This window comes from Pseudoxanthomonas mexicana (assembly GCF_014397415.1).
Classification (GTDB): Bacteria; Pseudomonadota; Gammaproteobacteria; order Xanthomonadales; family Xanthomonadaceae; genus Pseudoxanthomonas_A; species Pseudoxanthomonas_A mexicana.
The window spans coordinates 528,430-551,053 of the sequence record NZ_CP060731.1; the positions used below are offsets into that span (position 1 = coordinate 528,430).

Genomic DNA, 22,624 nt, shown 5'->3' on the forward strand with positions numbered 1-22,624 from the left:
GCCGAACCCGCTTCGCGGGTCGGCTTAATTCGGGCGTTAGATGCCACAGGACGGTACCGAGGCCCATGAACGAAAAGCAAAGGCAAATCTGTGGCCATCTTCGTGAGTTGCAATCTTCGGAGGCGGCAGATTGGTTGATGGAGCGCTACCCCATCAGTAACGTCCAATGGGGCGAGGCGCTGCTGTTCATTCCTCACAGGTCATGGGAAAAGCGGGATCAAATCCGGCTAGCCAAGTACTACTTCTCTAAGATTCCATTCGCGAGCGCCCTAGGGTATGAGGCCTTTGCGTCATTTATGTCTGTCACAAGCCTAATCAGTGTGATTCGCGACCTTGTACCGCCAAGCGCGGAGGACAGGCGGCTGATTGAATACCATCTGGCACCGGTGCTACGTCGCAAGGCTGAGTCCGACAGGGACATGACCGCGGTCCGTAGCTTTCTGGATGCACTTGCGTGATACGTGGGTGGCATCTAACAATTCATTCAAGCCGAACCCGCTTCGCGGGTCGGCTTAACTCAGGTGTTAGCCATCATGTCAGACAGTCCTCCACAGCTAGTCGATGTAAGGCCCCTCACAGCAGAGGAGCTCGACCTCCTTAGCACCATCAGCATGGTTGGCTTCGGGGTCTGCGTGCTGGCCTTTGTCTGTGTAGTGGCAGCAGCTTCATTCGTCGCCGCTAAGACACGCTTACCTGGACGCTTTAGCGTTCTCGCCAGTACGTTTGTACTCCCAATCTGGTGGGTATTCGAGCAATACATGGGCGGCAGCTTAGAGATGACATTCGGCCCGGTTGCACTTCTGGCTACTCTTATCGTGTATGCAGTTTTCTCAGCACTTTTCTCCTTTGGATTCGTGCGCATGTGCATGCACTTTCTCAAGCAACCGCCAAGCATTATGGCTAACAATTCATTCAAGCCGAACCCGCTTCGCGGGTCGGCTTAATTCCGGTGTTAGGCGCCAGCCATGGCCAACCCGCGAGTCGTTGAAATACCCATCTGGATTATGCTGGCTCTTCCCACTGCCTGGATCGTTTCCCTTTTCTGCGCTATTGCCTTCCGCTCCCATCCCGCAATCGTTCAGGGTTCAGTGCTAACGAGCCTCTTTTGCACTGCTGCTGCATTTGTTGTCGTTCCGGCAGCAATTTATGCATTGATTGCCAACCCATCATTACGCACTTTGCAGCAAGGTCTTGGCGTGGCAATCTGCGCTTTACCCATCCTGGGAATGGTTGCAGCCTTCCTTTTTGGCGGCATTTAGTCGTGCAAGCCGGCGCCCACGCCTCCTCGTTGGCGCCTAACAATTCATTCAAGCCGAACCCGCTTCGCGGGTCGGCTTAATTCCGGTGTTAGGCAGCAGACCAAACAATGCCGTACTTCAAAGTCATGCTGTCCGGCCGGGGAATCGACTTGCTATTTGATGGCACGCCCGTCGTTGGCTTCTTTACCACCAGACTTGTTCGCGCCGATGACTTGATGACAGCGGAGCGACAGGCCAAGGATCTTGTTCTGTTCGACTGGCAGCCTGGTGGCAGCTATGCGGCTATCAATCGCGGCTCCATACCATCTATGACAGTTGAGGATTCTTTCCCGGTCGGCTTTGTCACCGGCACATTCGCGCGCAAGCCCTCTGGCTATACCTTCTATAGTCATGAGGACTAGACTGCTGCCTAACAATTCATTCAAGCCGAACCCGCTTCGCGGGTCGGCTTAATTCAGGTGTTATGCGTGGGCGGGTGTGTTGGTGTTGTCGGCTTCGGTAATGCTGCGACTTCCGCCGCACCTTTGGCTTCGGCGTTGGTCGGTCGCTGACCTATCCGTTTCACTCACGCGTCTTGGCTTCGCTTCAATAGGCTTCGGACGCATCGCGTTCGCGCCGCTCGGCAACGGATGGCTTCCTGGCTTACGGATTGGCGGCGCTCTCGGCTTCGGTCTTTGCTGGCCTCAACCTGCTCCGTTCTTGCGGAGGCTTCTTCCGGGCCCCCTGCTCCCCCCGACCCGTTGCGGGTCGCCGGCTTCGGGTTTACCTTGGCGCGCATAACAGTTCGTCCAAGCCGAACCCGCTTCGCGGGTCGGCTTAATTCTGGTGTTAGGCCTTATGCAGATCAAGACCGCACATCCGCGTCTCTACTTTGACGGCAACTCCCAGCTCGCAGAGCGCTCTTTTGCTCTGGTGCAAGGCACGCTTGATGACCTTCGAGCTTTGGGTCAAACACCTGAGTCTGCCTTAGGCTCGCATTTCACCTTCGTCCAAGAGGAACTAGGCCCATCGGGTCAATGGGATGCGCTGCTATTCAATGGCACAATCGCTCACAGTTCTGCTCTCGGACACTTCGCGTTGGCAGATACGGGGGGCGTGCATTGGCTGTCGGAGATTGCCAGCCATGAGGCCTAACAAATCATTCAAGCCGAACCCGCTTAGCGGGTCGGCTTAATTCTGGTGTTAGGCCCCATGACCAAACTCAGCCACGAGATTGCAAAAGAGCGCACAGCATCGGGTTCCGAGTTCATCGGAGTGGACTTTGCTCCTGACGACCCTACGCGGCCATTCTGGGTTTGGTCCGGTGTTGGTTACCACACGCACGCTGCGCGCATATCTGCTGGTGAGCTTCTAGGCGATTGGCCCGAGCACTATGGCTTAGTTAGGACATGGCTTGAGCCAATTCTCAGCCGCTTGGCCAGCGGTGCTCCACTCGATCCCGCAGACGTACTGTTGGCATACTCTGCTTATCATGGCAAAGAGGCTCCGGTTGCACGTGCCGGGGCCTAACAATTCATTCAAGCCGAACCCGCTTCGCGGGTCGGCTTAATTCAGGTGTTAGGCCCCGGAACGGACTTCATGGACACCCGGACAGACTTCGAAGCATTTGAACTATGGCTCGGCGTTAAACTAGCCCCCGAGTTAGTTGCGTTCATCGCGCAGCACGGCGGCGGCTACGTGAACGACTCCAGTGTGCTGTATGCGCCGAGCCAGCTCACGGACCGAAACGAGTGCTACGAGACGAAGCAGTACTGTCCGGGTTGGATCACTATAGGGGTCGATGGCGGTCCTCGGCAGTTCGTAGTGGCGCCAACCTTGCGTCCGGCCGGCGTTTTTGCCGTCGACGGCGGGGATATGACAGAGGCCTGCTTTGAGCTGGTGGCGCCGAGCCTCAGCGAATGGAAAGCTCTCGGGTTTCCAGACGAGCCGGGGCCTAACAATTCGTCCAAGCCGAAGCCGCTTCGCGGCTCGGCTTAACTCAGGTGTTAGCCCCCAATGGAAAGTCCAGCGCTAGATGTTATGCAGTCCTTGCGGTCGGCCGGTGCACTTTGCTCCGGCGGCCAATACGAGCAGGCTCTCGCTGAGGTGAACGACCTTTGGAATGGCTTGCCAAGCAACAAAGTCGAGGTGCCAAATGCGTACATGGTCCTTGAGTACGCGGTGGCAATTTTGTTGCAGCTTGCGCGTTTGGATGAGGCACGTTCTTGGGCAGAGCGAGGCCTCGCCTTTCACGAGAAACGTCACGACTTAGGTGAGGCAGAGTTTCTTCTTGCAAAGGTTTCATACGAGCAGGGCAATCTTGAGGAAGCTCGCCAACTGCTTAGCACAGCTTTAGAAAAGTCAGGTGGCCGCATACTGCACGGCGAGGACTCAAAGTACCGCGCCCTCATTCGCCAGTCGGTTGGGGGCTAACAATTCATTCAAGCCGAACCCGCTTCGCGGGTCGGCTTAATTCTGGTGTTAGGGCTCATATGAAGCGTCCGCTAACCCCGCAGGAAAAGAAGGCTCTTAGCCTTGAGAATGATCGGCGCAACGTCGTCGCCGAAAGTCAGTGGGGCGGCCGAGACGCAATTGCCAAACGCAAGCAGTGGGTCAATCAATCTCACCGCAAGGCCGTGCACCAAGAGCTTTCTGCTTTGTCAGGTGGTCTGCCGGCTGACCCTGAGGCTGTAGAGTCTGCTGTAGCTGCTACAAAGCGCCACAATTGGCGCAAGCAGCCGGACGTGCCACTCAAAGAGGCTCTTCTGCTACGTCGCTCGATCAAGCCCGAGGGATCTGACAATGAGCCCTAACAATTCATTCAAGCCGAACCCGCTTCGCGGGTCGGCTTAATTCCGGTGTTAGCACCTGTATCGGGGTACGCATGCTCTTGAAGCACATAGTTGTCCTGGGTCTCGCGCTCGCTGCTACATCACCTGTCGCAGCTTCCGCTCAATCACTTTCGCCAGTCGATGCGGCCAAGCTGTTCGGTGAGAGCTTGCGTAATGCTTCAGCTGTCGAGTTCTTTTTCCTTTCAAGGACTGAAGAGTGGAGCTACAGCCCATCAGAGGTGGTAAAGAACTCCACAGTTCGTGCGTACCGGGCTTGCGGCGGCAATTGCGAGAACTTTATGGCACCCGTACTTTCGCACTTGCGGAGCGCCAAGCCTTCAAGGTGTTTTCCTGGCCAGCAAGATGCAGTCATTTTTGGCCGAGGCGCTTGGGCGCTTCTGTACAGTAATCAGGGGCATCAGATCCAGATTGGCTCTCATTGCTACTGGAGCGAAACGGGCATTAGAGAAGTGGTCGCAGGTGACAGCATGTTGTTTGGCGGTTAGTGCCCCAGCAGGTGCTAACAATTCATTCAAGCCGAACCCGCTTCGCGGGTCGGCTTAACTCAGGTGTTAGGCCCAAGATCATTCCATCGTGAAGTACAAGCTAATCAAAGCTATGGCGCACAACTGGACCCACTCCTTCATGAGTGGCATGAACTATGTTAATGGCGCCTTTGTGTTTGATGACATGTATCAACTCGCCCGCGAGCGGAAGGGCCAGAAGGTCACAATCACATAACTTCCAGAGCATCACGACGAGCTGTTTTCCCTTACGCCGCGGGTGCGGGAGTCGCTCAAGCACTATCGCAAGGCTCTGCCAGAGCACATGAGCCGGCATAAGATTGAGGCTGGCGCCATTTCTGAGATGCGCACCGAGGTGTATGTGGCGGAGAATCACCGGATGTACGTACGGTCCTACGTCCTGGACAATCGTGGCAAAGAGCACGTTCAGTTCGTTTGGGCCTAACAATTCATTCAAGCCGAACCCGCTTCGCGGGTCGGCTTAATTCAGGTGTTAGACCGCTCGTTAGCATCCGGCGCCAGGAGCCGCAGATGAAGTACAAGGAATCGCTAATTCCGAAGACCCAAAAAGACCTTCACGACTATATCTGCAATGTCATGCTATCTGCCCCCACTCGTCGATTCTTGGACTTCGAAGATTTTGATGGTGCCTTTTTTGTACTGGAGCGCGGAATTGACAACCTTTTAGGTCGCTTCGGTGATATGAAGTCCAAACAACTATTGGACATGCTTCAACAGGCCAAGACTCACTATGAGTCTGGCGACAACAAATTGGGAGGCGCGCTTATGGAGGATACAAGGAAGGTCGTCATGGGGCGTCAGCCTTGGGCATACCCCAAGGAACTCTATCGCTGGGCGGTCTAACAATTCATTCAAGCCGAAGCCGCTTCGCGGCTCGGCTTAATTCAGGTGTTATGCGTGGGTAGGCGTGTTGGTGTTGTCGGCTTCGGTGAAGCACTGACTTCGGTTGTATGGCGGGCTTCGGTGTTGGTCGTACGTTGACTCATTCGGACCACTTTAGTTTCCGCACTTCGCTTCACTCGGTTTCGGACTCATCGCGTTCGCGCCGCTCGGCAAAGGATGGCTTCATGACTTTCGGATTGGCGGCGCTCTCGGCTTCGGTTCTTGCTGGCCTCGACCCGTGCCATGCTGACGGATGCCTTGTCCGTGCTCCCTGGTCTCCTGGACCCGTTGCGGGCCGCTGGCGTCGGGTTTACCTTGGCGCGCATAACAGTTCGTTCAAGCCGAACCCGCTTCGCGGGTCGGCTTAACTCAGGTGTTAGGCGGCTATGGCCATGGATACACAAGACACTGGGGATCGATGGGCACGACGCGGTGTGTATTTCCTTGTCATGGGTCTAGGCGCCTTTTTTGCCTACTTCAACGAAATGCATGGTTGGGTCCAAGCTCCGGAGTACCCTCGCCTCGGCGACTTCTTATTTGACCGGATCGACCCATACATACAGCCTCACCTCCCAAGTACTGTTCTCGCACTGGGCGGGCTGTTTCTTCTGGCATCAGGCTACAGTTTCTATCGCTTCATTAAGGCCGACTCTGCAGGCGGATCAGCCGCCTAACAATTCGTTCAAGCCGAGCCCGCTTCGCGGCCTCGTTTTTGCGGTAACGTGTACCACAACGCTCAGCCGCTACGCAGGCCGGCTTAACTCAGGCGTTAGGGCTCATGAAAAGCCTATTCTTCGCCGCCCTGCTAACAACCAGCCCCGTGGCAGCTGATGGATACGAGCCTGCGGTGTGGTCGTCTAATCCTCGCATACTCGCTTGCACCCTGGGTACCTTTCGAGCCTCTCAATCATTAGTGCTCTCTTTGGGTTCTGGACACGGGCGTGAGCTGGCCATCCGGCGTGTTTCCGACAACTCGTGGTACTTCCTCGTAGCGGGCTCACCTCCGGAAGGAGAGCCGCAACTGATGACCACAGGAGAGTTCGCCTCGGCCTCTCGTATTGAGGTGCCAGCATCGTTCCAGGGCCGCGCCTCAGTCAACGGACCGCTAGAGCGGATTTTCAGTCGTGTGGGAACCTACGAGGCATATCTGTCTGATAACCTCGAATCCGAGGATGGTGGCTACATGTGCAGCTTCAAGTACATCGGCATGAGCCCTAACAATTCATTCAAGCCGAACCCGCTTCGCGGGTCGGCTTAACTCAGGCGTTAGGGCTCAGGCGATGATCCACAAGGCGTTCGTGCTTTCCTTGGTGGCGTATCCGCTATTGGTGCTTTTCTACTTCTTCCTCTACAGCCAGTTTTACTCGGCGCTCCGAGAGCAAAGACCCGCGTGGCTCTCTTACAAGGGCGAGCCGAGCGTCTTCTATATGGGCATGCCGCGCAGATTCGACCCAAATGTGAGCCTCCGCGTCATTGCCGTAGCTCTCAGCCCTCGCGCAAGACAACTGGACTCATCCGCCTACGGGTACGCTCGCGCTATCCGCATAGTTCTGTCAATCTCCATTGCAACGTTTGGGTTCATTCTTTGGTACGTCACGGTCAGGGGCTGAGCCCTAACAATTCATTCAAGCCGAACCCGCTTCGCGGTTCGGCTTAATTCTGGCGTTAGGCGCTATGACACGACTGCATCGGTTATGCCTTGCGACTATCCTGGCACTCATGCTTGGCTGCACGCCGCACGTCTCTCGTGAACAGTCAGGTGACTTGGCTGCGATGAGTTCCGTTCTCCTTGAACATCCCGCAGGAGACATTCCTCAATCAAGCTGGCCGGAAGCTGTAGCCAACCTCAAACCAAAGCGCGTCTACCGCACTGATGAGGGTGTATACATCTGCACATACGAGCTCTTCATTGAGGAGCGTGGCGTTTTCATACTCGACCCAGCATCATCCTTCATGCCAGGTCGCAACGGAGATCCCAGCTATGATGTCGTCGCCCCAGGCGTCTTCACCTATCGCAGCGCTGGCTAGGGCCGCGCCTAACAATTCATTCAAGCCGAACCCGCTTCGCGGGTCGGCTTAATTCCGGTGTTAGGTGCTATGGGAAAGTCTGCTATCCGCCCCAAATTCGAAATCATGCATCTCTCAACCGTCAGTGAGGGGCGCCAGCTCGAACTTAATTCCGTCTTTGGCAATATGTCGCACGCACTCGCGGCGATCATCGCGGATGATGCAGACGAGTCGCTTTGGTTCGAGGTGTACGTCGGTGATCAAGCCGTCCAACTGCCATTAGAGATCGTCCGTGAAGCACTCGCACTCGCTCACGAGCACGTGCACTCCGAGGCATGGTACGAACAGCAAGGCGCCTATGACCCTGGCCTAAGTGCCGCGGCACGAGCGCTTGCCAAGCGAGAGCCCGGGCATGGCACCTAACAATTCATTCAAGCCGAACCCGCTTCGCGGCGCGGCTTATTTCAGGCGTTAGACCCCGCATCAGGGTTCACGATGACCACGCAGTCCTCGACAGCATCAGATAGTCGGCCATTCGTAGTAGTCGCAACGATGTCGTTGCTTCTTTTTGTTCCTTCTTACATCGGCCTTTGTCTAGTCGTGCTGCGCAAGCCCGACTGGCTACCTACCGGTTCAATCTTGAGCGCCTCGCTTATTGGTCCGCCTTATTGGCTCGTTTGGGGGCCCGGGGCACACACCATGTTCTGGGGCTCCACTCTCGCGATTGCGGTCGTCGCAGCTATTGGTGCGTGTTCGCGCGTGCTTGTGCTGCCTTGTGCCGGGATTTGCTTTCTCGTGTGGCTCAGCTCAGGATTTCTAGCAGTGGCCATGTCTGTGTAGATGGGCGGGGCCCAACAGATCACTCAAGCCGAACCGGTAGTTCCTACGGTTTGGTGGAACACCCTGATTCACCTTGCGGTTCAATCCGCTTCCGGCGCCATGCACGAACGCGGCTCGCGAACGCTCTACCCACTTGGACGTGGCTATTCCTCTACTACGTGGGATTGGGTAATGAGGTGCTATAGGCCATGCCTGACAGCCCATTCAACCCAAGCAGGCTCCGTCGGCCGGCTTGATCCAAGCGCAAGGCCCGTCCATTCCGGAGATCCACGATGGAGATTTCAGCGATCGTCAAGAACGCCGGTGGCGAACACCTGGTTGCGGTGCGCACCGGGAACGACGAGCGGCCGCTGTCCATTCCCGCCAAACACGCCGGCCAAGGCTCCGGTGTCAATGGCGGCGAGTTCCTGATGCTCGCCCTGGCCACGTGCTACTGCAACGATCTTTATCGCGAGGCCGCTCGTCACGGCATCACCCTGGACGCGGTGGAGGTGGAAGCTACTGCGCATTTCCCTGGCATCGGCCTTGCCGCTTCCGATATCCGCTATCGCGCCAGGGTGGCCTCGCCCGCCGACCCCGCCACGATAGCCGCATTGCTTCAGCACACGGATGCAGTTGCGGAAGTGCACAATACCGTCAGGTCGGGCCAGCCCGTGGTCTTGGTCACCGAGTCATCGATCGAGCCCTGACGGCTCGCCCAAGCCGAACCCGCTTCGGCCTGTTTGGGACCGCCTCGCGCCGGGCCATGCTTTTCCACGACGCGGTCCGATTCGTGCCACCCGCGCAAGATCTGCTTTATTGGAGAAAGGCATGCTCGAACTGCCCACCCGAGACCCGTGCGACCTGTGCATGATCGCCGCCGAGGAACGATGGAAGATCATTGACGAGAGCGAGCACGCGCTGACGGTGATCAATCCCTGGCAGTTCGAAGTGGGGCAGTGCTGCGTGATCACGCGCCGCCACGTCGCGACGCTGCTGGATCTTTCCGATGCCGAGTGCGCGGCCGTCATGGCCGCCGCGAAGCGGATCGCGGAGGCGCAGGTCCGCGCCTACCGGCCGCTCGGGATCCTGACGTTCCAGAACAACGGTGTGTACAGCGGGCAGGAAACGCCGCATTTCCATTTCCACGTGGTGCCACGCCAACCGGGCAGTGATTGGGGAATAGGGCCGCCGCAGCTGGCGACCTTCGACGGTGCCGGGCGCATGCAGGGCAACGTGCATGATCCAGGCGACGATACCGCACGTCGGGCGCGCGTTCGGGCTTCCCGCGAGCAGCTTGCCGCCGCGCTAGCCCTGCTGCGGTCGCAGCTTCCGGCATAGTCCCCTCGCGCGCACGCAGGCACGCGGCGCGACTCACGAACGGGCCGGTTCGGCGCCTCATCGATTACGCCAACGCGCGCCCTTGCCTCCACGCCATGCCGTGGCGCGCGGCTTCGCCCTACTCAGCCTCTTCCGGAGGAAGGACGATGCCATCCGGGTCCACCGCCAGCCGGCCCGCGGCCAGTACCGCCTGGGTGCGGTTGGTGACGTGCAGCTTGCGCAGGATGGCGGTGACGTGGGCCTTGATGGTGGCTTCGGACACGCCCAGGTCGTAGGCGATCTGCTTGTTGAGGCGGCCGGCACCCAGCATCTGCAGCACCTTGAACTGCTGCGGGGTGAGATCGCGCAGGCGCTGCGCGGTTTCCTGTTCGTCGCGGCTGGTGGCCGGCGCATTGTGCGCTTCATCGGGCACCCAGCGTTCGCCATCGAGCACGGCGCCGATGGCCTGGCCGATGGTGTCCGAATCGGCCGACTTGGGAATGAAGCCCAGCGCACCGTGGTCCAGCGCGCGCCGCATCACCGCCGGTTCCTCGCGCGCCGACACGATGACCACCGGCAGCTGCGGGTGCAGTGCGCGCAGGTGCACCAGCGCGTTGAAGCCGTGCGCACCGGGCATGTTGAGGTCCATCAGCAGCAGGTCGGCGTCGGGATGGGCATCGACCAGGGTATACAGCGCGTCGACGCTGTCGGCCTCATGCAGCTTCACCCCAGGCATCACGCGCTGCACGGCGCCGCGCAGGGCTTCGCGGAACAGCGGGTGGTCGTCGGCGATCAGCAGGGTAGGCATGGGAGCGAGGAGTGAGTGGGGAGGAGTGAGGAGTGAGAGGTGCGGCTTCAGGATAGTCGAACGAAAGTGCTTCTGCTTTTACTCACTTCTCGCTCCTCTTATCTCACTCCTGCTTCACTGCACTTTGCGTTCTGCGACCAGCGACTCGACCACCGACGGATCGGCCAGCGTGGAGGTATCGCCCAGCTGCTCCGGCGCGTTTTCGGCGATCTTGCGCAGGATGCGGCGCATGATCTTGCCCGAGCGCGTCTTCGGCAGGCCGGGCGCCCACTGCAGGTGGTCGGGCGTGGCGATGGGACCGATCTCCTTGCGCACCCAGGCCACCAGTTCCTTCAGCAGCTCGTCGCTCTGCGCCTCGCCCGCCTTCAGGGTGACGTAGGCGTAGATGCCCTGGCCCTTGATGTCGTGCGGGAAGCCGACCACGGCCGCTTCGGCCACCTTCGGATGCGCCACCAGCGCACTCTCCACTTCGGCCGTGCCGATGCGGTGACCCGACACGTTGATGACGTCATCCACGCGGCCGGTGATCCAGTAGTAGCCATCGGCGTCGCGGCGGCAGCCATCGCCGGTGAAGTACGTGCCCGGGTAGGTGCGGAAGTACGTGTCGATGAAGCGCTGGTGGTCGCCGTAGACGGTGCGCATCTGGCCCGGCCAGGAATCCAGCAGCACCAGGTTGCCTTCGGTGGCGCCTTCCAGCTGCTCGCCGTTGGCGTCCACCAGCGCGGGACGCACGCCGAAGAACGGCAGCGTGGCCGATCCGGGCTTCAGGTCGATGGCGCCGGCCAGCGGGGTGATGAGGATGCCGCCGGTTTCGGTCTGCCACCACGTGTCGACGATGGGGCAGCGCGCGTCACCGACCACGTCGTAATACCAGCGCCAGGCCTCGGGGTTGATCGGCTCGCCCACGCTGCCCAGCAGGCGCAGCGAGGCGCGCGAGGTCTTCTTCACCGGCGCTTCTCCCTCACGCATCAGCGCGCGGATGGCGGTGGGCGCGGTGTAGAAGATGGTGACCTGGTGCTTGTCGATGACTTCCCAGAAGCGCGACACGCTGGGGTAGTTGGGCACGCCTTCGAACATCACCGAGGTGGCGCCGTTGGCCAGCGGCCCGTAGACGATGTAGCTGTGGCCGGTGACCCAGCCCACGTCGGCCGTGCACCAGTAGATGTCGTCCTCGCGCAGGTCGAACACCGCCTCGTGCGTGTACGCTGCATACAGCAGGTAGCCGCCGGTGGTGTGCAGCACGCCCTTGGGCTTGCCGGTGGAACCGGAGGTGTAGAGGATGAAGAGCGGGTCCTCGGCGTTCATGCGCTCGGGCTCGCACTCGGCCGGCTGGGCATCGACGACCGCATCGAACCAGCGGTCGCGCGGCATCTGCATGTCCACTGCACCGCCGGTGTGGCGTACCACCAGGACGGTCTCGACGGAGTTGGTGCCCGGCAGCTTCAGTGCGGCATCCACGTTCGCCTTCAGGGGCACCTTCCTGCCGCCACGCAGGCCTTCATCCGCAGTGATGATCAGCTTGCTGCCGCAGTCGGCCACGCGGTCGGCGATGGAGTTGGGCGCGAAGCCGCCGAACACCACCGAATGGATCGCGCCGATGCGCGCGCAGGCCAGCATCGCCACGGCGGCATCCGGGATCATCGGCAGGTAGATCGTCACGCGGTCGCCCTTCTGCACGCCCAGCGCGCGCAGCGCGTTGGCCAGCCTGCACGTACGTTCGTACAGTTCGCGGTAGGTCACGCCGTAGGACGGCGAGTCCGGGCCATCGGGTTCGAACAGCAGCGCGACCTTGTCGCCGCGCTCGGCCAGCTGGCGGTCCAGGCAGTTCACGCTGGCGTTGAGTTCGCCATCGGCGAACCAGCGGATGTGGAAATCGTCCAGGGCGTAGCTGACGTCCTTGACCTGGGTGGGCTTCCTGAACCACTGCAGGCGTTCGGCCGCCTGGCCCCAGAAGGCGTCGGGATCGTTGATGGACGCCTGGTAGTCGCGGAGGTACTGCTCGCGCGTGATGCGGGCCTTGGCCGCGAATTCCGGCTTGACCGGATACAGATCAGTCATGAGGTCCTCCCGGGACGTTCCTGTGATGCGCCGATTCTGAGGCATGGATGAGGGCCGGGCGAAGCACGGCATGACATGCAGCACAGCGCCGGCGCCACGAGTTTGACGCATACGGTCGTGCGGCATCGCAGCATCCGGCTTAGACAATGGTCGTAAAGCCCAAGGGTGCTGCCTGCGACCGGGCGTCGCACCCCTTGTGCAGCAAGGGTTTCTCCGACGGCGCGCCGCGTTACGACTAATGGCGAATAGGCGCCGTCGGCGCACAGGCGCAAGTCTCCGTCAGCCGCGCAACGCGGCCATCAACCTTTCGGGAGGGGTTATGACCCAACGTTCCGCACTCATGGCGCGACGGCCACTGGCCGCTGCGCTCTTCGTCGCCCTGATCGCGCCGGGAATGGCGTTCGCGCAGACCGCCAAGGAGAAGGCCCTGGAGGCCCGCGTGGCCGAACTGGAGCGGCAGGTGCAGCTGCTGCTTTCGTCGCAGCAGCAACAGCAGACCCAGATCACTACCACCCAGGAGCAGGTCACGCAGGTGCAGGCCGCTCAGGCCGCCAAGCCGGCCGTGCCGGCGGGCAAGCAGCCGATCCAGGGCACCACCATCATGACCGCCGCCAACCCGGGCACGACGTTCTCGTACGGCGGCTTCATCAAGATGGACGCGATGGCGACCGACACCAGCGATGGCCGTATCGCCGACGGTTCTTCCGGCCGCCTGTTCTATGTGCCCAGCACCATTCCGGTGGCCGGCGCGGGCGCCGATGGCGGCGACCCGTATGCCGACTTCCATGCGCAGTTCTCGCGCTTCTGGCTGAGCGCGGACCACGTGACCGACAGCGGCGACAAGTTCAAGGGCTTCGTGGAGATGGATTTCTTCGGCGGCGGCAGCAATGCGCTGGCCGGCAACGAGACCGCCACCAACACCTACGCCGTCACCCTGCGTCATGCCTATGTCAGCTGGAACAACTGGCTGGCCGGCCAGACCTGGTCCAACTTCATGGACGTGGCCGCGCTGCCGGATGCGGTGGACTTCGTCGGCCCGACCGACGGCACGATCTTCGTGCGCCAGGCCCAGCTGCGCTACACCCAGGGCCCGTGGTCGTTCTCGGTGGAGAATCCGCAGACCACCGTCACGCCGTACCGCACCGGCACCCGCTTCAACAGCGGCGACAACGCCCTGCCGGACGTCACCGCGCGCTGGCTCACCAAGGGCGACTGGGGCCACTTCACCGTGGCCGGCATGGTGCGCCAGTTCAAGCTGCTGGACGAAACCGACACCGGCGCTTCCGTCAGCGTGTCGGGCAAGTTCAACCTGGGCAAGAGCGACGACATCCGTTATGCGGTGAACGCCGGCCAGGGTATCGGCCGCTACCTGGCCTTCGGCGTGGGCAGCGACGTGGTGACCGAAGCCGATGGCGACATCAGTGCGCTGGACGGCTACGGCGGCTTCGTGGCCTGGCGCCACGTGTTCAGCCCGAAGGTGCGCACCAACCTGATGTACTCGGCCTCGCACTTCGACAACGACGCCGCCATCACCGGCTTCGGCGTCACCGAGCGCACGCAGTCCATGCACGCCAACGTGATCTATTCGCCATTCCCGAAACTGGACCTGGGCGCCGAACTGATCTACGGCCAGCGTTCGCTCGAGGATGACCGCGAAGGCGACCTGAAGCGCCTGCACACCACCGTCAAGTACACATTCTGAGGGGAATCCGCATGAGCTCCACGACCGTGAAGCATTCCGCCGCAGGCGAGCTGACGAAGGGCCACAAGAAGGTCATCTTCGCCTCCAGCCTGGGCACCGTGTTCGAGTGGTACGACTTCTACCTGTATGGCTCGCTGGCGGCGATCATCGCCAAGCAGTTCTTCAGCGGCGTCAATCCGACCACCGGCATGATCTTCGCCCTGCTGGCGTTCGCGGCGGGCTTCTTCGTCCGTCCGTTCGGCGCGGCGTTCTTCGGCAGCCTGGGCGACCGCATCGGCCGCAAGTACACCTTCCTGGTCACCATCCTGATCATGGGCATCTCGACCTTCCTGGTCGGCGTGCTGCCCAACTACGAAACGATCGGCATGGCGGCGCCCGTCATCCTGATCCTGCTGCGCCTGGCGCAGGGCCTGGCGATGGGCGGCGAATACGGCGGTGCGGCCACCTACGTGGCGGAACACGCGCCGGACGGCAAGCGCGGCCTGTACACGGCCTTCATCCAGACCACCGCGACGCTGGGCCTGTTCCTGTCGCTGCTGGTGATCCTGGCGTGCCGCCTGTCGCTGGGTACCGAGGCGTTCGAAGCCTGGGGCTGGCGCATCCCGTTCCTGGGTTCGATCATCCTGCTGGGCGTGTCGGTGTGGATCCGCCTGCAGCTGAGCGAGTCGCCGCTGTTCCAGCAGATGAAGTCGGAAGGCAAGGGCTCCAAGACGCCGTTCCGCGACTCGGTGAAGGGCGGCAACCTGAAGCTGATGCTGCTGGTGCTGTTCGGCGCCACCGCCGGCCAGGCCGTGGTGTGGTACGGCGGCCAGTTCTACGCGCTGTTCTTCCTGCAGAGCATGCTGAAGGTGGACCCCACGGTGTCCTACCTGCTGGTCGCTGCTTCGCTGGCCCTGGCCACGCCGTTCTTCCTGTTCTTCGGCTGGCTGTCGGACCGCATCGGCCGCAAGAAGATCATCATGGCAGGCTGCCTGCTGGCGGCGGTCACCTACATGCCGATCTTCAAGGGCATCACCCACTCCGCCAATCCGGCCATCGAGGAAGCGCGCGCCACGTCGCCCGCCGTCGTGATCGCCGATCCGGCCACCTGCAGCTTCCAGTTCGATCCGGTGGGCATCCGCAAGTTCACCAGCTCGTGCGACGTGGCTACCGCCGCACTGACCCGCGCCGGCGTGCCGCACTCGATCCAGGCCGGTCCGATCGGCAGCGTCGCGCAGGTCCAGGTGGGCGGCGCCACGGTGACCTCGTACGAAGCCGCCGGCCTGTCCAAGGAAGATGCGAAGGCGCAGGGCGACACCTTCGGCGCGGCGCTGAAGGGTGCGCTGACCAGCGCCGGCTATCCGGAGAAGGCGGACACCGCACGCATCAACATCCCGATGACGCTGTTCCTGCTGTGGGTGCTGGTGATCTACGTGACCATGGTCTACGGCCCGATCGCCGCGTACCTGGTGGAACTGTTCCCCACCCGCATCCGCTACACCTCCATGTCGCTGCCGTACCACATCGGCAACGGCTGGTTCGGCGGCTTCCTGCCGGCGATCTCCTTCGCGCTGGTGGCGGGCACGGGCAACCTGTACTACGGCCTGTGGTATCCCATCGGCATCGCGGTGATGACGCTGGTCATCGGCACGCTGTTCCTGCGCGAGACCAAGGACGTGGACATCACGAAGTAGTTCTACGGTCCTCCCCCGCCGGCCCTACCCAGGGCCGGCATCCCGACGCCGGCCTTCGTGGCCGGCGTTTTTCTTTGGACGCGGCGTCGGAGGTCCCAGACCAGGGGCATGGTCCGGGTCGTGTGAGCGTCAGGGTGTCTCCGCCGCCAGAGTCCGTTGACGACGAAGCGCGTTTCGCAGGCGAACTTCGTACTCATCGCCTGCGGGCCGCGTGATGAGGTGACGGCCGACGTTCACCACGATGACGGGGTCGCCCACCGCGAGCCGCTCTCCACCGCATCCCAGCGGAACAACGAGGCGGCGCGGCATGATGCCTTTCAGCGTCGTGGACGCCGTGACGACCCAGACCGCTTGCCCGCGCACGGCCGTCGTGGGGAAGTCATGACGGGCGTCGACGCGTCCCACGCTGATGCCGGTGGCCACCGTCGCATCCTCTTCCGGGTTCGCCGGAATGGGAATGCATGCCTTCGCTTTCGCGCTGGTAACCAGCACCACGACGCCGACAATGCGAATCCATCGAGCCAGGGGTGGCTTCATGGTGATCTACCGCGGCGGCGCCGCCAGTTCCTTTTCACCCAGAAACCCGTCGCGGTCCACGTCCTGGCGGCGGAAGCGCTCGGCCAGCTGGGCCAGGTGCGCTTCGCGGGTGATCGGCTTGCCTCGCCCGCCCGGCAGCTCATCCGCCGACAGGGTGCCATCGCGGTTGCGATCCATGCCCTCGAAGGCGTAGCTCATCCAGGCCTGGTATTCGGCCAGGCTGACACGACCATCGCGGTCACTGTCCATCCGCGCCAGATAGTCGCCGGTGGCGGTGACCTGGGCCCGCACGGCGCACGGCAGGCAGGCGAGGGCGAGGACGAGCAGGCGGGCGTACATGGCCGCATTGTAGGGCGATGGCCTGCGCGGCGGAGGTGGCGCGGATTCGGTTACGCTGCACCGGCTCGCCCCCCGCCCCACTCCGATGAACCTGTCCCCCTCTCCTGCCGCGACGCCGCCGCTCGCGCCCCTGTTCGAACTGGACCGCGCCACCGTGGTGCGCGGCGCCACCCGCGTCCTGCACGACCTGTCGCTGCGCATCCCGCTGGGCCAGCACACCGCGATCCTCGGCCCCAACGGCTGCGGGAAGTCCACCTTCATCAAGTTGATCAGTCGCGAGCTGTACCCGCTCGCACGCGAAGGCGACGCGCCGGTGAAGGTGTTCGGCCTGCGCCGCTGGAACGTGAACGAGCTTCGCAACCGCCTGGGGCTGGTGACCAGCGACCTGACCCGCGACCTGCAGCAGATGCCTTACCTGCGGGTGGAAGATGCGGTGGTCACCGGCTTCTTCTCCAGCTTCGTCGTGCCGCCGCACCGGCAGGTCGACGCCGACATGCGCGCGAAAGCGCGGCGCGCGCTAGAGCAGGTGCGCGCAACGCCGTTGGCGGACCGCCAGGTGGCCGAACTGTCCACCGGCGAGATGCGGCGCGTGCTGATCGCGCGCGCACTGGTGCATGAACCCCAGGCCCTGCTGCTGGACGAACCCACCGCCGGCCTGGACCTGGTGGCGCGCCGGCATTTCCTGGGCCTGATGCGCAGCCTCGCGCAGCGCGGGATCACCCTGGTGCTGGTCACGCACCATATCGAGGAGATCATCCCGGAGATCGACCGGGTGCTGTTGCTGCGCGATGGCGCGGTCTGTGCGGACGGCGACCGCGCCGGCACGCTGACCGAAGCCCAGCTGAGCCACGTCTTCGGTGGCCCGGTGCAGGTGCGCCGGGACGGCGAGTACTACGGCGCGGTGCCCGGTCATGCCTGAGCTGCCCGAGGTCGAAACCACGCGCCGAGGACTGGCGCCTCATGTGGAAGGCAGGCGCATCCAGGCGGTGACGCTGCGCCGGCCCGACCTGCGCTGGCCGATCCCGCCGGAAGTGGCGCGCGACCTGCCCGGCCAGCGCATCCAGGCCGTGCGGCGCCGCGCGAAGTACCTGCTGATGGACACCGAGGCCGGCAGCGCGCTGCTGCACCTGGGCATGTCCGGCAGCCTGCGCGTGCTGCCGGCGACCACGCCGGTGACGGCGCACGACCACGTCGACATCGCCCTGGCCGGCGAGCGCGGCGGCGCGGGCCGCGTCCTGCGCTTCAACGACCCGCGCCGCTTCGGCTGCCTGCTGTGGCAGGCCCCGGGCCAGATCCACCCGCTGCTGCAGGGACTGGGGCCGGAGCCGTTGTCGGACGGCTTCGACGGCGACTACCTGTTCGCGATGAGCCGCGGACGCAAGGCGCCGGTGAAGACCTTCCTGATGGACCAGGCGGTGGTGGTGGGCGTGGGCAACATCTATGCCGCGGAGAGCCTGTTTCGTGCGGGCATCTCGCCGCTGCGGCGGGCCGCCGGCAAGGTGTCCCGCGAGCGCTATGCGGCGCTGGCCGATGCGGTGAAGGCGATCCTGGCCTACGCCATCACCCGCGGCGGCACCACGTTGCGGGATTTCCTCAGCCCGGACGGGGCGCCTGGCTACTTCGAACAGGAACTCTCGGCCTATGGCCGGGGTGGCGAATCCTGCCCGCGCTGCGGCCGGCCGATGAAGCAGGCCCTGGTCGGCCAGCGGACCACCGTGTGGTGCGGCTACTGCCAGCGTTGACCCGTCCGCCCGTGCCATGGGGCAGATGCCCGGCGACTGTGAAATAACGTTATATTCGCGCCCTTGGCTCCGCAGGGGAGAGGGATGGCCGACGCACCCGACATCACGCTGTGGCTGGACTCGGCCAGGGGCGGCGACCGCGCCGCGCTGGACCGCGTGCTGGCCACGCTGTACCAGGAACTGCACACCATGGCCCGCCGGCAGCTGTCCGGCCAGCACGGCTACACGCTGGACGCCACCGCGCTGGTGCACGAGTCCTACCTGAAGCTGCTCGGCTCCACCGGCACGGCCAAGTTCGAGGACCGTGCGCATTTCTTCGCCTACGCCGCGTCCTCCATGCGCAGCGTGGTGGTCGACTACGCGCGCAGCCGGCTGGCGCGCAAGCGCGGCGGCGACCTCAAGCGCGTGGCCGACATCCCGGAAGAAGTGGAAGGCAACCTGCGCCTGGACGAGGACATGCTGGCGCTGAACGATGCGCTGGAGAAGCTCGCCGCCGCCGACGAGCGCCTGGCCCAGGTGGTGGAGATGCGCTACTTCGCCGGCCTGTCGGAGCTGGAGATCGCCGAACTGCTGCAGCGCTCCGAGCGCAGCATCCGCCGCGACTGGCAGAAGGCGCGCATGTTCCTGCTGTCGGCCATGCAGGACAGCTGAGGCCGGCGCGCAGCGCACCGCGATGGACGCCGAACGCTGGCAACGCCTGTCGCCGCTGTTGGACGTCCTGCTTGAGCTCGATCCGGAGGCACGCGCGCAGCAGCTGGAGATCCTGCGCGCGGACGATCCGGAGACCGCTCGCGAACTGGAAAAACTGCTCGCGCTGGAAGAGGAAGGCGACGACTTCATCGACCAGCCCCTGGTCGACAAGCCCGGCCAGCTGAAGCCCGGCATCCGCATCGGTCCCTACCAGCTGGAATCCATGCTGGGCGAGGGCGGCATGGGCATGGTGTGGCTGGCCTCGCGGGCGGACGGCCTGTACCAGCGCCGCGTCGCGCTGAAGCTGCTTCGCCCCGGCCTGGCCGACCCCAACCTCCGCCTGCGCTTCACCCGCGAGCGCGAGATCCTGGCGCGGCTCGAACATCCCAACATCGCGCGCCTGCTGGACGCCGGCATCGGCAGCGAAGGCCAGCCGTACCTGGCGCTGGAATACGTCGAGGGCGTCTCGATCACCGACTACTGCCAGGCCAACAACATCGGCCTGGAAGAACGGCTGCGGTTGTTCCTGCAGATCTGCGAGGCGGTCAGCCACGCGCACGCCAACCTGATCGTGCATCGCGACCTGAAGCCGTCCAACATCCTGGTGACGCCCTCGGGCGAGGTGCGCCTGCTGGACTTCGGCATCGCCAAGCTGCTGGACGATCCGGAGCCGGTACCCGTGCATCCGCGCACCGAGGTGCGTGCCTTCACGCTGCACTACGCCGCACCGGAACAGGTGCGCGGCGAACTGGTCACCACCATGACCGACGTCTATTCGCTGGGCGTGGTGCTGTACGAACTGATCGCCGACACCAAGCCCTACCGCCTGCGCCGGCAGACCGATGCGGAGTGGGAACAGGCCATCCTCGCGGTCGAACCGCTCAAGCCCTCGGTCGCCACGCTGCGCACCACGGACGGCAGTCGCAGCCGCTGTCCGGATGCGCGACGCAACGCCCGCCGCCTGGCTGGCGACCTGGACAACATCGCCCTGAAGGCCCTGCGCAAGGCGCCAGAGCAGCGTTATCCCTCGGTGGAGGCGCTGTCGCGCGACCTGCAGCGCCATCTGGAGGGCCGGCCCGTGCTGGCGCGTCCGCAGAGCCTCGGCTACCGCCTGCAGAAGTACCTGTTGCGGCAGCGCTGGACGCTGGCCATCGGCGGAATGGCGACCACGCTGCTGGTGGCGGCGCTGGCGGCCAGCCTGTGGCAGGGCCGGCAGGCCATGCGCGAAGCCGCGCGTGCGCAGGCGATGCAGGACTTCGTGATCGGCCTGTTCGACAACGCCAGCGCTTCGCAACAGGGCAGCACCTTCGACGCTCGCGAACTGCTGGCCGCCGGCGAGCGTCGCGGTATGCGTGAGCTTGCCAGCCAGCCGCTGGCGCAGGCCGAGCTGCTGGGCGTGATCGCGCGCCTGCGGTTGGGCCTGGGGGACTACCGCGAATCACTCGCGTTGCTGGAAAAGCAGGCACGCGTGCTGGACGCCACGCCCGATGCACCGGACAGCCTGCGCCTGCAGGCCGCCACCCAGCACGGGCGCGTGCTGCGCCTGCTCGGCCGTTCGCGCGAGTGCGTGCAGGCGATGGCGCAGATGGAGGCGCGGTTGCCGGGCCTGTCCTCGCGCTTGCCGCTTCCGGTGGCGGAGTTCCAGTCGCAGAACGGCCGCTGCCGTGCCGATGCGGGCGAGAAGCAGGTGGCGCGACAGATGTTCGAGCGCTCGCTGGACACCCGTCGTTCGTTGAAGGACGAGGCCGGCGTGGCGGAAAACCTGCGCGACCTCGCCCAGCTGGACGTCGAGCTGGGCAATGCGGAGGCGGGCGTGCGCGGCTATCGCGCCGCCCTCGCCCACCTGCAGGCGCATGGCTATGCCAGGCATCCGCTGGTCATCGAGATCCAGCGCAGCCTGGCCCTGCTGTACCGCAATCGCGGCGAGACCGACGCGGCGCTGGCCTCGTTCCAGCGCGCACGCGAACTGTCCGAGGAGATCCATGGACCGCGCCACCCGCTCACCCAGGCCTTGCGGCGGCACATCGCGGCCGTGCATGTCGACCAGGGCCGGCTGCGCCAGGCGGACGAGGAACTGCGACTGCTGCATGCGATGACGCTGGAGACCCTGGGGCCGCGTCACCGCGACGCCGCCTCGAGCTGGAACTCGATGGGCATCATCGCGTGGGAACGCGGCGACGACGCCACCGCGGTGCGCGACGTCGCGCAGGCCATCGCCATCTGGCGCGAGAACGAGAGCCTGCAGATCCTGCCCGGCGGCCTGTTCAACTACGGCATGGTGCTGCACAGCGCCGGCCGCCACGACGAGGCACTGGCCGCCCTGGAGGAATCCCGCCGCATGCGGGTGGCCACGATCGGCGCCAGCCATGCGCTGATCGGGGAAACCGACCGCATGATCGGCGAGGTGCTGGCTGCCAAAGGCGACCTGGACGGCGCCACCGAGCGCTTCGACCGCGCGGTGCGGCTCACCCGGGTGGGCTTCGGACCGGAGCACCCGCGCACCTGGTTCGCCGAACTGTCGATGGCACGGCATCAGACGCGGCTGGGGCGCCCGCAGGAGGCACTCGCGGCCCTGGAGGCGCTCGCACGCCATGAAGGGGGCGGCAGCGAAGCCCCCAAGCTGCGCTGGCTGGCGCGCGGCTACCAGGCCGAAGCGCGGTGCCGGATGGGCGAACGCGAACGCGCGCAACGCGACCTCGACGCCCTGGCCGCCGAGCTGCGCAGCGCGCAGCCCGACGGCGGCGTCATCCCGCGCGAGATCGCCGCGCTGCGCGCGGCCTGCCGCTGAGGCGGCTCACTCCAGGGGCAGCCCGGGCTGCAGGGGATCGATGCGTCCCTCGCCGCGGGCGATCTTCTTGAACTCGGCGCGGCTGACCGACACATAGCGCTCGTTGCCGCCGATCTCCACCTGCGGCCCATCCTGCACCGCCAGGCCCTGCTCGTTGACCCGCACGGTCATGGTGGCCTTCTTGCCGGTGTGGCAGATGGTCTTGATCTCGCTCATCTCGTCGGCCCAGGCCAGCAGGTACTGGCTGCCTTCGAAGAGTTCACCGCGGAAGTCGGTACGCAGGCCATAGCAGAGCACCGGGATGCGCAAGGCATCCACCACCTCGCTGAGCTGCCAGACCTGCGCACGGGTCAGGAACTGCGCCTCGTCCACCAGCACGCAGTCGAGCTTGCCGTGCGCGGCGATGTCGTCGCGGATCCAGCGCTCCAGGTCGTCGTCCCGCTCGAAGGCGACCGCCTCCGAACGCAGGCCGATCCGTGACGCCACCACCCCGGCGCCGGCGCGGTCGTCCAGCCGCGGGGTGAGGATCGCCACCCGCATGCCGCGCTCGCGGTAGTTGTGCGCGGACTGCAGCAGCGTGGTGGTCTTCCCGGCATTCATCGCCGAGTAGTAGAAGTAGAGCTTGGCCATGTCGCCATTGTAAGG

The 22,624-nt window shown here is 63.8% G+C and carries 22 protein-coding genes; 17 read left to right on the forward strand and 5 right to left on the reverse strand.

Features of this window, described 5'->3' with window-relative positions; all coding sequences use genetic code 11:
• Positions 1-65: 65 nt before the first annotated feature.
• The 11 genes from IAE60_RS02555 to IAE60_RS02605 all read left to right on the forward strand — a co-directional run bounded on the left by IAE60_RS02555 (position 66) and on the right by IAE60_RS02605 (position 9,663).
• Complete coding sequence (locus tag IAE60_RS02555) at positions 66-458, forward strand: hypothetical protein (RefSeq protein WP_187573740.1); 393 nt, start codon at positions 66-68, stop codon at positions 456-458.
• A gap of 507 nt (positions 459-965) precedes the next feature.
• Positions 966-1,259, forward strand: a complete 294-nt coding sequence (locus tag IAE60_RS02560; protein WP_187573741.1) for a hypothetical protein — start codon at positions 966-968, stop codon at positions 1,257-1,259.
• A 107-nt stretch (positions 1,260-1,366) separates the two neighbouring features.
• Positions 1,367-1,660, forward strand: a complete 294-nt coding sequence (locus IAE60_RS02565) for a hypothetical protein (RefSeq protein ID WP_187573742.1) — start codon at positions 1,367-1,369, stop codon at positions 1,658-1,660.
• A 436-nt stretch (positions 1,661-2,096) separates the two neighbouring features.
• Positions 2,097-2,393 carry a hypothetical protein gene (locus tag IAE60_RS02570; protein ID WP_187573743.1) on the forward strand — a complete coding sequence of 99 codons (297 nt, stop codon included), beginning with the start codon at positions 2,097-2,099 and terminating at the stop codon, positions 2,391-2,393.
• Positions 2,394-2,837: 444 nt separating this feature from the next.
• Entirely contained in the window at positions 2,838-3,236 is a 399-nt protein-coding gene (locus IAE60_RS02575) for an SMI1/KNR4 family protein (protein ID WP_187573744.1), read from the forward strand.
• Positions 3,237-3,344: 108 nt separating this feature from the next.
• Positions 3,345-3,671: a hypothetical protein gene (locus IAE60_RS02580; protein WP_187573745.1), complete on the forward strand. Its 327-nt coding sequence runs from the start codon at positions 3,345-3,347 to the stop codon at positions 3,669-3,671.
• Between the two features lie 59 nt (positions 3,672-3,730).
• Entirely contained in the window at positions 3,731-4,051 is a 321-nt protein-coding gene (locus IAE60_RS02585; RefSeq protein ID WP_187573746.1) for a hypothetical protein, read from the forward strand.
• 1,073 nt (positions 4,052-5,124) lie between these two features.
• Positions 5,125-5,457 (forward strand): hypothetical protein, encoded by a 333-nt coding sequence (locus IAE60_RS02590; protein ID WP_187573747.1) that lies wholly within the window; start codon positions 5,125-5,127, stop codon positions 5,455-5,457.
• Positions 5,458-7,593: 2,136 nt separating this feature from the next.
• Positions 7,594-7,926: a hypothetical protein gene (locus tag IAE60_RS02595; protein ID WP_187573748.1), complete on the forward strand. Its 333-nt coding sequence runs from the start codon at positions 7,594-7,596 to the stop codon at positions 7,924-7,926.
• Between the two features lie 689 nt (positions 7,927-8,615).
• Positions 8,616-9,032, forward strand: coding sequence for an OsmC family protein (locus tag IAE60_RS02600; RefSeq protein ID WP_187573749.1), 417 nt, complete (start codon positions 8,616-8,618; stop codon positions 9,030-9,032).
• A gap of 121 nt (positions 9,033-9,153) precedes the next feature.
• A complete protein-coding gene (locus IAE60_RS02605; protein ID WP_187573750.1) occupies positions 9,154-9,663 on the forward strand; it encodes an HIT family protein in 510 nt (169 codons plus the stop codon).
• A gap of 118 nt (positions 9,664-9,781) precedes the next feature.
• Here the strand turns inward: IAE60_RS02605 and IAE60_RS02610 are convergent, their stop codons facing one another.
• Complete coding sequence (locus IAE60_RS02610; protein ID WP_185894511.1) at positions 9,782-10,450, reverse strand: response regulator transcription factor; 669 nt, start codon at positions 10,448-10,450, stop codon at positions 9,782-9,784.
• 114 nt (positions 10,451-10,564) lie between these two features.
• A complete protein-coding gene (acs, locus tag IAE60_RS02615; RefSeq protein ID WP_187573751.1) occupies positions 10,565-12,508 on the reverse strand; it encodes an acetate--CoA ligase in 1,944 nt (647 codons plus the stop codon).
• A 319-nt stretch (positions 12,509-12,827) separates the two neighbouring features.
• Between acs and IAE60_RS02620 the strand changes: the two genes are divergently transcribed.
• On the forward strand, positions 12,828-14,210 hold the full coding sequence (locus tag IAE60_RS02620; protein WP_187573752.1) for a DcaP family trimeric outer membrane transporter: 1,383 nt from the start codon (positions 12,828-12,830) through the stop codon (positions 14,208-14,210).
• A gap of 11 nt (positions 14,211-14,221) precedes the next feature.
• Positions 14,222-15,883 (forward strand): MFS transporter, encoded by a 1,662-nt coding sequence (locus tag IAE60_RS02625; protein WP_187573753.1) that lies wholly within the window; start codon positions 14,222-14,224, stop codon positions 15,881-15,883.
• Positions 15,884-16,012: 129 nt separating this feature from the next.
• On the opposite strand, the gene IAE60_RS02630 is transcribed toward IAE60_RS02625, so the two are convergent.
• Positions 16,013-16,420: a hypothetical protein gene (locus IAE60_RS02630; RefSeq protein ID WP_187573754.1), complete on the reverse strand. Its 408-nt coding sequence runs from the start codon at positions 16,418-16,420 to the stop codon at positions 16,013-16,015.
• A 6-nt stretch (positions 16,421-16,426) separates the two neighbouring features.
• Complete coding sequence (locus tag IAE60_RS02635) at positions 16,427-16,759, reverse strand: EF-hand domain-containing protein (RefSeq protein ID WP_187573755.1); 333 nt, start codon at positions 16,757-16,759, stop codon at positions 16,427-16,429.
• Positions 16,760-16,844: 85 nt separating this feature from the next.
• Here IAE60_RS02635 and IAE60_RS02640 point away from each other — a divergent pair, with 85 nt between their 5' ends.
• The 4 genes from IAE60_RS02640 to IAE60_RS02655 all read left to right on the forward strand — a co-directional run bounded on the left by IAE60_RS02640 (position 16,845) and on the right by IAE60_RS02655 (position 21,979).
• Positions 16,845-17,678, forward strand: coding sequence for an ABC transporter ATP-binding protein (locus IAE60_RS02640; RefSeq protein ID WP_187573756.1), 834 nt, complete (start codon positions 16,845-16,847; stop codon positions 17,676-17,678).
• Positions 17,671-18,501, forward strand: coding sequence for a bifunctional DNA-formamidopyrimidine glycosylase/DNA-(apurinic or apyrimidinic site) lyase (gene mutM / locus IAE60_RS02645; RefSeq protein WP_187573757.1), 831 nt, complete (start codon positions 17,671-17,673; stop codon positions 18,499-18,501). The genes IAE60_RS02640 and mutM overlap by 8 nt, the downstream gene beginning before the upstream one ends.
• Positions 18,502-18,585: 84 nt before the next feature.
• Positions 18,586-19,152, forward strand: coding sequence for an ECF-type sigma factor (locus IAE60_RS02650; protein ID WP_185894519.1), 567 nt, complete (start codon positions 18,586-18,588; stop codon positions 19,150-19,152).
• A gap of 22 nt (positions 19,153-19,174) precedes the next feature.
• Positions 19,175-21,979, forward strand: a complete 2,805-nt coding sequence (locus IAE60_RS02655) for a serine/threonine-protein kinase (protein WP_187573758.1) — start codon at positions 19,175-19,177, stop codon at positions 21,977-21,979.
• 6 nt (positions 21,980-21,985) lie between these two features.
• Here IAE60_RS02655 and IAE60_RS02660 read toward each other — a convergent pair whose 3' ends face one another.
• Positions 21,986-22,609 carry a thymidine kinase gene (locus IAE60_RS02660; RefSeq protein WP_162110730.1) on the reverse strand — a complete coding sequence of 208 codons (624 nt, stop codon included), beginning with the start codon at positions 22,607-22,609 and terminating at the stop codon, positions 21,986-21,988.
• Positions 22,610-22,624: the final 15 nt, after the last annotated feature.

Excerpts from the sequence above, each read along its gene's own strand:
- IAE60_RS02570 (WP_187573743.1), top strand. The coding sequence starts at position 2,097 with ATGCAGATCAAGACCGCACATCCGCGTCTCTACTTTGACGGCAACTCC.
- mutM (WP_187573757.1), top strand. The coding sequence starts at position 17,671 with ATGCCTGAGCTGCCCGAGGTCGAAACCACGCGCCGAGGACTGGCGCCT.
- IAE60_RS02590 (WP_187573747.1), top strand. The coding sequence starts at position 5,125 with ATGAAGTACAAGGAATCGCTAATTCCGAAGACCCAAAAAGACCTTCAC.
- IAE60_RS02560 (WP_187573741.1), top strand. The coding sequence starts at position 966 with ATGGCCAACCCGCGAGTCGTTGAAATACCCATCTGGATTATGCTGGCT.
- IAE60_RS02620 (WP_187573752.1), top strand. The coding sequence starts at position 12,828 with ATGACCCAACGTTCCGCACTCATGGCGCGACGGCCACTGGCCGCTGCG.
- IAE60_RS02660 (WP_162110730.1), bottom strand. The coding sequence starts at position 22,609 with ATGGCCAAGCTCTACTTCTACTACTCGGCGATGAATGCCGGGAAGACC.
- IAE60_RS02575 (WP_187573744.1), top strand. The coding sequence starts at position 2,838 with ATGGACACCCGGACAGACTTCGAAGCATTTGAACTATGGCTCGGCGTT.
- IAE60_RS02600 (WP_187573749.1), top strand. The coding sequence starts at position 8,616 with ATGGAGATTTCAGCGATCGTCAAGAACGCCGGTGGCGAACACCTGGTT.
- IAE60_RS02555 (WP_187573740.1), top strand. The coding sequence starts at position 66 with ATGAACGAAAAGCAAAGGCAAATCTGTGGCCATCTTCGTGAGTTGCAA.
- IAE60_RS02565 (WP_187573742.1), top strand. The coding sequence starts at position 1,367 with ATGCCGTACTTCAAAGTCATGCTGTCCGGCCGGGGAATCGACTTGCTA.
- IAE60_RS02605 (WP_187573750.1), top strand. The coding sequence starts at position 9,154 with ATGCTCGAACTGCCCACCCGAGACCCGTGCGACCTGTGCATGATCGCC.
- IAE60_RS02640 (WP_187573756.1), top strand. The coding sequence starts at position 16,845 with ATGAACCTGTCCCCCTCTCCTGCCGCGACGCCGCCGCTCGCGCCCCTG.
- IAE60_RS02625 (WP_187573753.1), top strand. The coding sequence starts at position 14,222 with ATGAGCTCCACGACCGTGAAGCATTCCGCCGCAGGCGAGCTGACGAAG.
- acs (WP_187573751.1), bottom strand. The coding sequence starts at position 12,508 with ATGACTGATCTGTATCCGGTCAAGCCGGAATTCGCGGCCAAGGCCCGC.
- IAE60_RS02655 (WP_187573758.1), top strand. The coding sequence starts at position 19,175 with ATGGACGCCGAACGCTGGCAACGCCTGTCGCCGCTGTTGGACGTCCTG.
- IAE60_RS02610 (WP_185894511.1), bottom strand. The coding sequence starts at position 10,450 with ATGCCTACCCTGCTGATCGCCGACGACCACCCGCTGTTCCGCGAAGCC.
- IAE60_RS02630 (WP_187573754.1), bottom strand. The coding sequence starts at position 16,420 with ATGAAGCCACCCCTGGCTCGATGGATTCGCATTGTCGGCGTCGTGGTG.
- IAE60_RS02585 (WP_187573746.1), top strand. The coding sequence starts at position 3,731 with ATGAAGCGTCCGCTAACCCCGCAGGAAAAGAAGGCTCTTAGCCTTGAG.
- IAE60_RS02635 (WP_187573755.1), bottom strand. The coding sequence starts at position 16,759 with ATGTACGCCCGCCTGCTCGTCCTCGCCCTCGCCTGCCTGCCGTGCGCC.
- IAE60_RS02595 (WP_187573748.1), top strand. The coding sequence starts at position 7,594 with ATGGGAAAGTCTGCTATCCGCCCCAAATTCGAAATCATGCATCTCTCA.
- IAE60_RS02650 (WP_185894519.1), top strand. The coding sequence starts at position 18,586 with ATGGCCGACGCACCCGACATCACGCTGTGGCTGGACTCGGCCAGGGGC.